Here is a 13,423-nt window from a genome sequence, read left to right as displayed (position 1 = left end):
TGACTATCATGTATTATTGTTATATACTTTTATAAAGAATAAATTCTATGGAGGAACTGGTCATGAAATATGTATGTGATGTTTGCGGATGGGAATATGATGAAGAGAAAGGATATCCAGAAGGTGGTATTGCACCAGGAACAAAATGGGAAGATGTTCCGGCAGATTTTGAATGTCCATTATGCTTTGTTGGAAAAGATCAGTTTTCTAAAGCAGAATAAATAATCAAGAAGAAGAGGAAGGATTTTTTTATGGAATTATTATATGTGTAGAGTCTGTGGACAGAGGATAGGGGAATGTGCAGCATGTTTCCGTATTGCTCCCATTTTGTTACCAATTGCTATCCTTTTACTACCATTCTGCCTCTTTTTTTCAGAATTGACCTGTGCTAATATTATCATAGACAAATGAGACATGAGCTACAAACTTACATTTCATTTGTTTCTCTTTTGCAAAAGAATACGGACAAAATATAAAGCGTCTGCTCATTGCCGGAATGGTGATGGGTATGGCGCTTTTTTTGATTCCGAAAACCGGGTGACGACCTGAAAAATGAAACAGGAGGAAATAGCATGGCATATGAATATGACCACGATTGCCCATTTGAAGCTTACATCACGAATCTCGGAAAATATAACGAAGGGGAGCTGGTAGGCGAATGGGTAAAGTTTCCTACCACGTCAGAAGATCTGCAAAAAGTATTTGAACGAATTGGAATCGGTTCAAAAGATGACTTTGGTAATCCTTATGAAGAATGGTTCATAAGTGATTATGATGTGTACGGCGGCAGACTGCCATGAACCTGTGTAAGCAGAATAGGCTTGATGCCTGGGGCAGCCTTCGGGTTGCCTTTACATAGTTTCCACTTTCAAAAAATAAAAAAATTTGCGTTTTTGAAAGCGACATCTTGCATATACTATTAGCAGACAGTATAATACGTACAGCGAAGCGGTTTCGAGAAATGAAAAAACTTCAATTTTTGAAAGCGGGTATGGAGTCCGGTGTCAGTCCCGCTCAGTTCATCTCTATTAATTTTGAGGATTTAAACTACGCATATCTGCAAACTGCAAAGGCACTGCATAATGAAATCACAAAACGAGCCACAGAAATCAACGGTAAAGCCTATCTGTTCTTTGATGAAATCCCGGAAGTAAAAGACTGGGAGAAGTGTATCAACTCCCTGCGTGTATCCCTTGACTGCGACATCTATATCACCGGTTCAAACGCAAAGCTTCTTTCCAGTGAGCTTTCCACTTATCTTGGCGGACGTTATGTGGAGTTTATTATTTATCCATTCTCCTTTGCAGAGTTCCTGGAACTGTATCGCCCCATTGCGCCAGATGAACCGATCCAGAAATGCTTTCAAAAGTATCTTTTATCTGGAACTTTTGCGCCGGGACTATAAAGTTACAGTAGGCAAAACCGGAAACAAGGAAATTGACTTTGTATGCGACAAACGCGGGGAAAAACTGTATGTTCAGGTTACCTATTTGCTGGCATCCGATGAAACCATCCAGCGTGAGTTTGGAGCATATGATAACATCCGTGATAACTACCCGAAATATGTTGTCTCTCTGGATGAATTCGACATGAGCAGAAACGGAATTAAACACCGCAACATACGGGATTTCCTACTGGCAGAGGAATGGAATTAAAAAAATAGCCGCTAATGGAATTCATTTTCCAAAAGCGGCTGCTCTTTTTATCTCTTTATTTCTTTAATTTAAATTTTTCAATTCATGTCATATGATTATCTTCCGGAGGTAGTACCACCATCAATGCACAGTGCCTGGCTTGTGATCTCGCGGGCGAAGTCACTTGCAAGGAATACGGTTGCCCAGGCAATATCTTCTTCCTTCTGATCATGTCCCAGCGGGATCATGCTCTTAACGGAAGCATTCCACAGTTCTTCACGTTTCTCAGGAGTCAGTTCATTATGAACTTCTGGATCCCAGCCATTGTTCATGCCTTCCAGGATCTCTTCCCACATTGCTGTACGGATAATTCCCGGGAGAATAGCATTTACACGGACTCCGTAAGGAGCTGCATGTTTTGCTGCGGACTGCATCAGGCTTGTTACAGCTGCCTTGGATGCGCTGTAAGTCTGGAGCATTCCCATACCGTCTCTGCCTGCAATAGAGGATACAAGGATCATGTTTCCGCCCTTATTTGCTTCCAGATGTGCCAGACCATGTTTGATCATATGTACGGTTCCCACTACATTGATATTGAACAGTCTCTGAACCTCTTCTGTAGTTGTATGCATCATATCCTGAAGGGAAATTACGCCTGCTGCATTTACGATCACATCGATCTTTCCGCCGCCAAATGCTGCTGCGTCAGCGATCAGCTTCTTAACGTCTTCTTCCACAGCTACATCACATTTTGTAAAGCCGCCCTTTACGCCAAGTGCCTCGATCTCTTTTACAGTAGCAAGGCCCTGATCTTCTTTACGGTTTGCAATATATACGTTTGCGCCACATCCTGCAAACTGAAGTGCCATCTCTTTACCCAGTCCACGTCCACCACCTGTAACAAGGACTGTCTTTCCAGTAAAATCAATATTCATTGCCATAACCAAAATCCCCTTTCCAGATATATGTTCTGTTTAACTCTGTTAATATTTTATCACTCTGTATGGAAATGTCAATGTTTATAATCTTAAGTTTTTACAGTTTTTCCCATAATTACAGGCTTTTCTTTTGTTAATTTTTTAATCAACTTTTTCAAAACAACCACATTTATTCTCCGGCCAGGTATCCTCCAAACCTTCCCGGTAATGGTACCACAGGATTTCTCCATCTGCCATGGATATGCCGATTTCTTTTATCCCGTCATGATCTAAGTCTTCCATCTGTGCTTTAGCCTGCCAGTCCGCTTCTTTTTCTGATCCCCATAAAAGAGTTCCTACTCTGGCACCGTTTGCGCTGTCATATACAGCATAGCCGTTTCTATTATCTAATGGGGAAAGGCAGAAAATGAGAGCGCCTGTATCATCCAGGTGCAGGTCTTCGGAATAAGCCCTGTAAGTGCGCCAGTCGCTGCCAGGGATGTTGGAATCTGAACCGGAACCTGGTTCTGGCTCTGCATCTGTGTTTTCCGTAATGATCTTTCCGTTTTCTGTTGGACCTGCAACCGGCTCCTGGACCTGGATCCCATATAAGAGCCAGAATGTGCAGACCAATAAAAATACACTGACCAGAACCGGGATGATCCCAATGATCATTAAAATACGCCATTTTTTCTGCCCCGTCTTTCTGCTCTGGATCATGCCTGCTGCAATAAAACTAATTCCCAATAGCAATGTGGCTATTTCCAATCCAAACATCCATTTTCCCTCTTTCTTACAAATTATGAAACTGATCCTATTGTTCTGTATATCTGAACTATACAGCTGTTCCTTCAGGGAAAATATTAACTAAGGGTTAGTTTTAGAAACAGTTTTGGGGACTTTATTTTTTTACTATACACATTTCTATTTAAAGGCTATAATAATTCTGGAAAAATATGAGTATAGAGAGGGTATTCTTATGTACGATTTAAAAATGTTAGAAGAGATCAAAAGCCAGGAAGAGCGTATCCACTTTTCTTCTTTTGATTACAATGATGCTTACACACTGGGAACCATGCTTCGCGAGCGTGGTCTGACCACTCCAAAGCCAATCGCCATCCGTATTGTTTTTGATGATATTATCCTGTATCAGTCCTTCCTTCCGGGAACAGACGAAAGCAATAACCAGTGGATGAACCGCAAGCAGCACACGGTTGAGCGCTGCCATACTTCTTCTCTGCGTGCAGCTGTTGAGCGGGAATTAAACGGTGTAAAGGAAAACTGGCAGCAGGACGAGTCCCACTATGCATTCTGCGGCGGTGGATTTCCAATTATTGTAAATGATGAGTTCCGCGGTGTTGCCATGATCTCCGGTCTGCCTCATCTGGAAGACCACAGAAATCTGGTGGAAGTAATGGATCAGTTCTGCGCACAGAAGAACGCGTAAGATCTATTCCTATTATTGGTTCTCACAGCAAATATAAAACAGGTCGCGGATATTTCCATAAAATGTGATATCTGCGACCTGCTTTTTTATTATACGCATTTTTCTGCTATTTTTATCTATTACCTATCTATTCCCATTTTTTCCACACATCCGGCTGATAGCCTAAGGTAGACTGCTTTCCGTTTCTGACCACCGGTGTTTTGATCACCTGGGGATTTTCCAGGACTTTTTGCAGCTTATCTTCCTCTGCGATATATTTGATCAGGGACAAAATATCTTTGTCTTTCCCATCCCAGTTGATCATATTTTCCAGGCCTCCGTTTGCCTGGGCAACGGAGTTAAACTCGCCTTTTGACATGCCTTTTTCCTTCATGTCAATGAACTGGTATTTGATGCCACGCTCTTTGAAAAAGCGTTCTGCTTTCTTTGTATCATTGCACTTTTTTGTGCCGAAGATCTGGATGTTCATAAAATATGTCCGCCTTTTTCCTGAAAATCTGTGTTTTTATTCATATCTTCACTCATGATACCATGCTGCATTTGTCTTTACAAGCCGTCTTTATCTGCGGATCACCTGGATCTCCTGCTCTGTGCCAAGATCTACCGGTTTGAAGGTGTTTTCCAGGCCTTCTGTAATATAGATCTGGCCTTTATCATCTTCTAAGACTGCCTCGTAATTCTGGTGGCTGCGCCAGTGTTCAGCCGCTTTTTCCGGACCCATGACAAAAAGGGCAGTGGAAAGACCATCACAGAGGAAACCGCTGTCACTGATAATGGTCACAGATACCAGCCCATTTTTAGCCGGAGCACCGGTTTTAGGATCCATAATGTGCCAGTAGACCTGACCGTCATCACCTGTGAAATAACGCTCGTAGCCACCGGAAGTAACCACCGCCTTATCTGTTACAGAAACACCTCCCAGATAACGGTCCTCTTCTGCTGCCCGGATACCGATGAACCAGTCAGACCCGTCCGACTTTGTACCTACTGTCTGGATATTTCCTCCCAGACTGAAAAGAGCAGAAGTAACACCTTCTTCTTTCATCAGGTTTGCCAGGACCTCTGCTGTATAGCCTTTTCCTACACTTCCCAAATCTACCATCATATCCGGTTCTATGGATACAGTATTACCATTTACCTGGATCTTGCGGTAATCTACGCGGGAGACTAATGCTTTGCGTTCTTCCTCATCGGGGATGCGATGTTCACCTGTGGTAAAGCCCCAGGCTTTTACAATGGGATAGGCGGAAATGTCTAAGGCACCGTCTGTATCTTTGCAAAGTTTTAGTGACTGAAGCATCAGATTTGCAAATTCCTCTGCAAAGTTCTCATTCTTCTTCTCGTTTAAATTCCACATGGGACTTCCTTCTTTTGTCACAGAAAGTGTATCTTCCAGTTCTTCTATTTTCCCCCGGACTTTTTCTTCTACGTCATCATTTCCGCCATAGATCTGGAACTGCATCACTGTGTCCATGGCAAATACGGTAAAGTTCTTTTCTTCGGATCCTGTCTCTGTACGCAAAACAGGGCGGTCATTTTTGACCGCCTCTGTTTCAGCTGTTTTTGTAGATGCACTGCATCCGCATAACATCAGTGCCAAGATCACCAGACACCATTTTTTCAATTAGATTTCTCCTTCTGTTTCGGTTGCTTCTGTATCTTCGGCAACATCGTCAGCTGCATTGTCTTCGGAAACATCTTCATTGGAGTCTTCGGAGTTATTGTCCTCGGAAGCATCTTCTTTATCTTCTTCAGCTGGAGTTTCCTCTGTATCCTTATCTTCGGAGTCCTTATCCTCAGATGCATCTTCCTCTGGCTTATCCTCTGCCGGCTCTTCTGCAGTATCTTCCTTATCTTCCTCAGAAGGTTCGGTTACTTCATCTTCTGCCGGAACTTCTTCTGCATCCTTATCAGCCGGAACTTCCGGAACAACTGTTTCATCCTTTGTTTCAGGAACAGTTACTTCTTCCTGAGCCTCTTCTTTCATTTCCTGCTCATCTAAAAGTTCTTCCTCTGCTTCGGTTGGGTCTACCAGTTCGCCATCTCTTACATAGAATACATAAGAACCATATTCGCTCTTCTTACTGTAAATAGTAACTTTGATCAGATCACCTGTTTCGTAAGCATCGAAACCATCCTTAGCAAAATCAATGTAATCTTTTCCTTTTCCCATACCATCACTTTCAGGTGTTGTACCTACTTTAAACTGCTGATCTGATATAGAACCATAACTACAGCTTTCATACTGATGCTGTCCTACCATTATATAATCTATAGCACCAAGATAGGTATCTCTTGAAATATCGTTTATGGTGTCTACTTTAAGGAGTAAACGATATGCTTCATACTTCGCCAGGAAACTATCTACTGAAACTTCTTCAAAAGTGATATCCTTATCACTTTCATCGTTTCCATTATCTCCAGAATTATCTTCACCAGGTGCTGCAACTAATTTGCCTGCTTTCAGATAGAATACATATGGATCATAGTCTGCTTTAGCAGTAGAGTAAATAGTGACTTTAACCGGAGTACCGTCTGTACCAAAATCAGCAATATCAGTTGTAAAATCGATATATTCCTGCTCTCCGGTTTCTGTATTAGTGCCACCCTGCTTAAATTTATTTGAGTTTTTGCTAATATCTGGAGTACCATAAGAATATTTTACATCTCCAACCTCAATATAATCGATAGCTTTTAAGTAAAGATCTCTGCTGACATCGTTAATTTTCTCATCAGTAAATGTTAAGCGATATGTATCATAATCATCAAACCAATATTTCACATGAGCTTTCTCAAAGGTAAGTCCCTCAACGCCCTCATCTTCTCCGGCATTACCATCAGACTCAATAATTACTTCAATTACCTGGCTCTTGTATCCATCTGCTTCAATTGTGAGTTTATGTGTACCAACCGGTAATTCAGATGTATCAATGGTAATCTCTGTGTCATTTACTGTTGTGTCAAGTTCTTCTTCTCCATACTTAACAGAAGTAATTGCTTTCAGATACTCTGCATTACCTTTCAGTGTCCATTCATTTCCTCGCTGGATATTAAGCTGTCCAGTAAGCTTTGGAGCATCCTTATCTTCTGCAGGAGGAACAATTTCGGAACCATCTTTCAGAACATATCTGCCATTGCTGTTCTTTACAGCAGTAAGAGTAATGGTATCATATCCCTCTGCCTCAACAACAATTTCAACTGTATCACCTGTAAATCCAGTATCAACAGTCATACGCAGGCAGTCATTAATGCTACCGTAACCACTGTCTACAACAGAAGCTGCGAACTCATTATTATTATATCCAAGTCCAAGTAATGCCTTTGTATAAGTCACATCACCAACCGTAACAGATTTTACTGCGTCAAGATAATCTGCCAGCACCTTCTTAGCATCAGTATCTGTATCATTCTCGAAAGTAATGTAATAGTTGGCAGGAGACATGAAGAAGCCAGCTTCCTTGTACTCCAGGCTCTTTACAACCGGAACAAAAGTAACCTCAGGCTCGTCAACACCTTCTGCAACTACGATCTGTGCTGTTAACGCATCTACATATCCCTTTGCGCGAAGAGTCAGTGTATGTGTTCCAGGTTTGATGTTTCCGATAGTCAGGCTCTTCTTGTCAGCAGATATCTCATAATATGCTGCATCGCTTCCTTCATAGCCCTTTGTATAAAGGGTATCATCCTCATCTAAAACTACAGAGGTCAGATACTTTAAGAAACCGCCTTCAGAACCGGTTACATCTACTTCTGCGTCTGCATAGTATCCCTGGATCTTGCCAAAGGTTCTCTTATCAGATGCATACTCATTCTTGCCATCTGGATACTTCACAGTCAGAGTCAGTCCCTCTTCCAGAAGCTGATCATAAGTAATCTTAAATGCATTCATCTGGTATCCGTCTGCTTCTACTGCGATCTTGTATTCTTCTCCCGGTGTGAACAGGCTCTGATCCAGAGTTAAAGTTCCCTTTTCAACATCTACTGTATACTTGTCTTTTGCAAGTCCGGTCCAGCTGTCATTGATCACAACATTTTTGATAGCAGCCAGATACTGTGCATTTTCATGCTTCAGAACAACATTTTCGCCTTCCTTGTTCTGCTCTACTGTGAATGCACCAGCTGCCGGGCGGGCAAAATCACCGTTATTCTGGATCTCACCTAAAAGACCATCTTCCAGAACTTCCTTTGCAGTTGCCGGACTGTTGCTCCAGGTCACACCGGTTCTCTTGTAATCCTCAAAGGAAAGGATCTGATCGTCTTCGTATTTCTTATTTTCTACGCTGGATACATAATCGGTCCAGTCATAGTATTTTCCTTCTGCTCTGTCAAATACTGCATCCTTGATAATGTTGTACCACCAGTCTACAACTGCCTCAGACTCAGCTGTAGATCTTCCAGCTTCTTCCAGAAGTTCTGCATTTACCAGCAGGTCGGTATCAAATACCAGATTTGCAGAAATAGCGCTGCTTCCGGAACTGCTTTCGCCGGAGCTGCTGCCTCCGCCTGAACCTGTGGATGCTGTGGAGACGCCATCAAATGAATACTGGGAAATTCCCATTTCATCCTTGGATGGAACATTTTCACCATTTGTTACTTTAAAGCTGACAGAGGTTGCCTTAAATCCGTCTGCATATACAGTCAGCTTGTAATTGCCCTTATATTTTAAATGATCTACATTATCATTATAAAGGACAAACAGATCCTGGCTGAACAGGAACCAGTCATCAATCTCGTTTAATTCTACCGTCTCAGTTGGTCCTTCCAGAACCACACGGCTGATCGGTGTCTCAATTCCGTATACCATGTTTTCAACCTGGAAATGCAGGTTTACGCCAGACTGGGCTGTTTCCTGTAATTTCAGAACAGGTGCCTGGGCATTTACTACATGGATCGGAACAAGAGCAGATGTACCTGCCTTGGACTCTACGCGGACATAATATCTTCCGTTGTTTGTGAAATTGCCCTGTCCGCTCTTAATGGTCAGTTCGCCTACGCGGCCACTTCCATGAGCTACATCTTTTGCACGGTCAAATACAAGATCACTGTTGATGGTGTTCTTATTTTCATTGTACTCTACCAGCTGAAGGCGGTTAATTCCGTCAAACCACTCTTTCTCATCGTCGGTATTGTAATTGAACATAATGGTTACAGTTGCTTTTCCATCTTCGCTTAATTCTGCATCCGGTGAATAAGCAGGATGAGCCACCGGCTTTTCTCCAAGAGCGAATGTTGTCTTAGATGGTGAATATCTTACAGAACCATCATCTGCATAGTTGGTCAGATAGTAATCCCAGATGGATACCGGTCCGTGTGTCATGATCTTTTCAGGAAGATAGCTGTCTCCTGTGTAGATAATACCATCTGCTGCAGTATCATCTAAGGAAACGGTCTGTACCTGTGCCCCGTCATCATTGCTGCTTACAGTAAGAACAGCCGGTGCCTTTGTAACAGCCAGTTTGCATATACTTCCATCATCAGTTACATTTGAAAGAGCTGCAGTTACATCTACGCCATCTGCATAGACCTTTGTATTGCCTGCATTATAGCCATCTTCAAATGCTACCGTGATCCACCAGCCAAGGGAATTTAACTCTGTCAGTTTTGTCTGATCCTGCTTTACAAAAACTGCTTTATTCTGGTCTGGCTGGTTATTTCCATTGTTGGAATTGTTGCCATTGTTTGTATTGTCGTTGCTGGAATTACTGTCGTTGGTATTTCCATTGTTAGTGTTTCCGTTGTTGGTGTTTCCGTTGTTGGTGTTTCCGTTGTTGGTGTTTCCGTTGTTGGTGTTTCCATTATTTGTATTGCCGTTATTGGCATTATTATTTCCGTTATCTGTACTGCCGGAGCTGCTGTGGCTGCTTCCACCGCCACCTCCGCCTCTTACAGTAGTCTTAGAATTGGTATCTTTTCCAGGATTACTTGAAAATCCTTTTCCAGGCACTACCTGAATGTTTCCATTTTCATCTACCCACTGTCCGTCTGCATTGACTTTGTAGCCATCTGGTGTTACATCATTTGCAAACATTTTTCCAGTGTTCTCTCCTGCTGCCAGCTCAAAATAATAGCTGCGGCCATCGACCCACTGCCATCCGGTTACTGCTGCACCTTCAGTGCTGTCTGCAGTAGTGCTGAAGAAATACCATTTGCCAGCTGCATCCTGGTACCATCCGGTAACCATTTTGCCTTCTACAGCATCTGGTGTCTGATTAAAATAATAAGTACGGTCATTAATACGGAGCATGCCGGTTGCCATAATACCTGTCTCAGGCTGCAGATAATACCAGCCGCTTGCAGTATGGACCCATCCGGTTGCCATTTCTCCTGAAGGCTTTCTATATTTCCAGCCTGCATCTTCTTTTACCCAGGTTCCCGCCTGCAGCTGTGACCCGATTGCTGCCTGTGCACCAAAAGCAGTTCCTGCCTGCAAGGATGCAGCTGCAAGAAACATGGCTAACAGTGCTTTTGTTCTTCCTGTTTTTCTCATAAGTACAAAACTCCTCTTTTGTAGATTACTGAACATGTGAGTTAATGCATACTAACTCGCATGCCGCATTAGTATACACTAACTGAAATTTTTTCGTCAATTATGAGGGGCAGTTTTATTTTGATAAAATTTTTCAACAAGAAATCGTGCAGGTTATTGGAAAAATTTCCATTAAAAAAAGTTGTTATCAGTTTATTGTTATAGTTTGGTGAGAATAACGCAGAATTGGCTTAAATAAAGGATTTTTCTGAATTTGTTAAAAACAGGACAAATAGAAAAGGGACCGCTTATGGCAGTCCCCTTTGTTATCAAGAATTTTTCTCATTTTTTGAAATATCATGTCTTTTTATGACGGACATCCCAGTTGTAACCACTTGGCATCGTCTAAATAATACGTTCCATTTTTTGACGAAGGGCTCGGGTAGTCCCTTCAATATCTTCTGCTGCAAAAATACCGGATACAATGGCAGCTCCTGCTGCACCGCTTCCCTGCAGTTTTTCAATATTATCCAGGCAGATACCGCCAATGGCTACTACCGGGATCTTTACAGATGCGCAGATTGCCTGCAGCTGTTCCATCGTCATAGGGCGGGCATCTTTTTTGGTTGATGTGCCAAATACGGCACCGCTGCCCAAATAGTCAGCCCCCTGTGACTGGGCTTTTAATGCCTGTTCTACCGTTTTGGCTGTGACTCCCAGGATCTTATCCGGTCCAAGAAGTTGTCTTGCAAGACCGGCATCCATGTCATTCTGGCCTACATGGACACCGTCTGCACCACAGGCTTTTGCCAGTTTTATATTGTCATCGATCAGGAGAGGAACATTGTATTTTTCTGTGAGAGCGCGCATTTTCTTCGCCTCTTCCAGATATTCTTCCACGTTGTCATCCCGCAGTCCTTTTTCACGAAGCTGCACCATGGTGGCGCCGCCTTTTAAGGCTGCTTCTGTCTGCTCATAAAGACTCATTTTCCCGGTCCAGGCCCGGTCGGTTACTGCATAGATCAACAACTGGCTTTTGTCAAATTTCATGGTTCTCTCCTTTTCTCATATCCATCATCCACTCACAAACCCGCGCTAACGCGCTCTACTGTCTGCTATCGCAGACTGTTTGTTCGTTAATGGCCCAAGAAAAACAAATGTCTGCTTCGCAGCCGCTTGTTTTTCTTTTGGGCTCATTTCATTCATCAAAAATACTTACGATCTCGCCGTCTAAAATGCGGTTCATATTTTTTACAGCACAGAAGTTGCCGCACATAGAGCAGGTATCTTCTTTTTCCGGCTTCGCAGATGCTCTGTAGTTTCTCGCCTTTTCCGGATCAATGGAAAGCTCAAAGGTCTTTTCCCAGTCCAGTTTCTTTCTTGCCATTCCCATCTGGCGGTCCCACTCGGAAGCGCCCTTAACACCTTTTGCAATATCTGCTGCATGGGCTGCGATCTTGGAAGCGATGATGCCTTCTTTTACGTCATTCAGATCCGGCAGGCGTAAATGTTCAGCCGGTGTTACATAGCATAAAAAGGCTGCGCCGTAGGTTGCTGCGATGGCACCTCCAATAGCTGCTGTAATATGGTCATATCCAGGTGCAATGTCTGTAACCAAAGGTCCTAATACATAGAAAGGAGCGCCTTTGCAGATGCTCTGCTGGATCTGCATATTGGCTGCGATCTGGTTAAGAGGCATATGGCCCGGTCCTTCTACGATCACCTGTACATTTTTCTCCCAGGCTCTTCTTGTCAGCTCTCCTAATGTTACCAGCTCTTCGATCTGGGAAACATCGGTGGCATCTTCTAAGCATCCCGGACGGCAGGCGTCACCTAAACTGATGGTCACATCGTATTTCTGGCAGATATCCAGGATCTCATCAAAATGCTCATAGTATGGATTTTCCTTTCCGGTCATCTCCATCCATGCAAAGATAATGGAACCGCCTCTGGATACAATGTTCATAAGGCGTTTATTTTTCTTGAAACGCTGGGCAGTTGCACGGTTGATACCAATGTGGATGGTCATAAAATCCACACCGTCCTGTGCATGCATTTCCACGATCTTTAACCACTCTTCGGTGGTGATATCTTTCAGTGCCTTATGATAGTATACCACTGCGTCATAGATCGGTACAGTACCAATGATAGCCGGGCATTCAGCAGTCAGTTTTCTTCTGAATTTCTGGGTATCTCCCCAGGAGCTTAAGTCCATAATGGACTCTGCGCCCATTTTTACTGCGTCATTTACTTTCTGAAGCTCCATATCCAGGTCTTTGCAGTCTCTGGAAGTTCCCAGGTTTACATTGATCTTGGTCTTTAACATGGAGCCGATACCGTTTGGATCCAGGCATTTGTGGTTTTTGTTTGCAGGAATTGCTACTTTTCCCTCTGCCACCAGCTGCATTAACCGGGCTGTATCCATCTGCTCTTTTTCTGCTACTGCCTGAAGCTCCTTTGTAATAATTCCTTTTCTGGCAGCATCCATCTGTGTTGTGTAGTCCATTTTCTTTCTCCTTCACATAATAATATTTTTCCACAGAAGGGGTACCTGGACGGAACGTTTTCCACATTTGCTGCACAGATCTCTAGCGCATATGTGGATCATCTGGATTTGCGCAGAAACAAAAAAAACGGTCCGCCCACATAAGGAACGGACCGCAAAATATACGCACGATACGCAAATATAATATGCGACACATTATTTCCCTACGTTGGCATTACCCACATCAGGTACAATAGGTCGAAGTTCGATTACTTCCTCTCAGCCTGCTTCACAAGCTCCCTGTTCGTATTCAGAATAACATTTATTGGTAAAAATTGTCAAGTTGTTTATCAAAACACACCACTTTATGGCGCCGGATACATTGATATTCCCCTTTGGAATAACCGGCATTTTTTCTCAATAAGTGCTTCTTTCGGCTGTTGCTTTATCAGCCTTGTTGTATACTGTCTTTTT

General features: G+C 42.9%; 9 protein-coding genes, 2 pseudogenes and 1 riboswitch. Of the genes and pseudogenes, 4 read left to right on the top strand and 7 right to left on the bottom strand.

Features of this window, described 5'->3' with window-relative positions; translation table 11 throughout:
* Positions 1–62: 62 nt before the first annotated feature.
* From DW251_RS05310 to DW251_RS05300, 3 genes and pseudogenes are all read left to right on the top strand, one after another.
* A complete protein-coding gene (locus DW251_RS05310) occupies positions 63–221 on the top strand; it encodes a rubredoxin (protein ID WP_021869258.1) in 159 nt (52 codons plus the stop codon).
* A 351-nt stretch (positions 222–572) separates the two neighbouring features.
* Positions 573–785: pseudogene (locus tag DW251_RS05305) on the top strand (antirestriction protein ArdA); the annotation flags it as partial.
* A 185-nt stretch (positions 786–970) separates the two neighbouring features.
* Positions 971–1,655, top strand: a pseudogene (locus tag DW251_RS05300) (AAA family ATPase); the annotation flags it as partial.
* 95 nt (positions 1,656–1,750) lie between these two features.
* Here the strand turns inward: DW251_RS05300 and DW251_RS05295 are convergent.
* Positions 1,751–2,575, bottom strand: coding sequence for an SDR family oxidoreductase (locus DW251_RS05295; RefSeq protein ID WP_021871220.1), 825 nt, complete (start codon positions 2,573–2,575; stop codon positions 1,751–1,753).
* A gap of 138 nt (positions 2,576–2,713) precedes the next feature.
* Positions 2,714–3,328 carry a hypothetical protein gene (locus DW251_RS05290; protein ID WP_021871221.1) on the bottom strand — a complete coding sequence of 205 codons (615 nt, stop codon included), beginning with the start codon at positions 3,326–3,328 and terminating at the stop codon, positions 2,714–2,716.
* A 202-nt stretch (positions 3,329–3,530) separates the two neighbouring features.
* Between DW251_RS05290 and DW251_RS05285 the strand changes: the two genes are divergently transcribed.
* The gene (locus DW251_RS05285) at positions 3,531–3,998 is read left to right on the top strand and encodes a heme-binding protein (RefSeq protein WP_021871222.1); all 468 of its coding nucleotides are present in this window, start codon (positions 3,531–3,533) and stop codon (positions 3,996–3,998) included.
* 127 nt (positions 3,999–4,125) lie between these two features.
* Here DW251_RS05285 and DW251_RS05280 read toward each other — a convergent pair whose 3' ends face one another.
* From DW251_RS05280 to thiC, 5 genes are all read right to left on the bottom strand, one after another.
* Positions 4,126–4,467 carry an arsenate reductase family protein gene (locus DW251_RS05280; protein ID WP_021871223.1) on the bottom strand — a complete coding sequence of 114 codons (342 nt, stop codon included), beginning with the start codon at positions 4,465–4,467 and terminating at the stop codon, positions 4,126–4,128.
* Between the two features lie 90 nt (positions 4,468–4,557).
* Complete coding sequence (locus tag DW251_RS05275) at positions 4,558–5,622, bottom strand: FAD:protein FMN transferase (protein ID WP_021871224.1); 1,065 nt, start codon at positions 5,620–5,622, stop codon at positions 4,558–4,560.
* Positions 5,623–10,485, bottom strand: coding sequence for a hemoblobin-interacting domain-containing protein (locus tag DW251_RS05270; RefSeq protein WP_182433584.1), 4,863 nt, complete (start codon positions 10,483–10,485; stop codon positions 5,623–5,625).
* A gap of 384 nt (positions 10,486–10,869) precedes the next feature.
* The gene (gene thiE / locus DW251_RS05265) at positions 10,870–11,514 is read right to left on the bottom strand and encodes a thiamine phosphate synthase (RefSeq protein ID WP_021871226.1); all 645 of its coding nucleotides are present in this window, start codon (positions 11,512–11,514) and stop codon (positions 10,870–10,872) included.
* Between the two features lie 148 nt (positions 11,515–11,662).
* Entirely contained in the window at positions 11,663–12,970 is a 1,308-nt protein-coding gene (gene thiC, locus DW251_RS05260) for a phosphomethylpyrimidine synthase ThiC (RefSeq protein ID WP_021871227.1), read from the bottom strand.
* A gap of 182 nt (positions 12,971–13,152) precedes the next feature.
* Positions 13,153–13,262: riboswitch (TPP riboswitch) on the bottom strand.
* Between the last annotated feature and the right edge of the window lie 161 nt (positions 13,263–13,423).

Origin of the sequence: Clostridium sp. AM22-11AC (assembly GCF_003473545.1) — a bacterium.
Classification (GTDB): domain Bacteria; phylum Bacillota; class Clostridia; order Lachnospirales; family Lachnospiraceae; genus Enterocloster.
The sequence above is the reverse complement of the archived record's forward strand: the minus strand, read 5'-3'. Positions and strand labels throughout refer to the sequence as shown.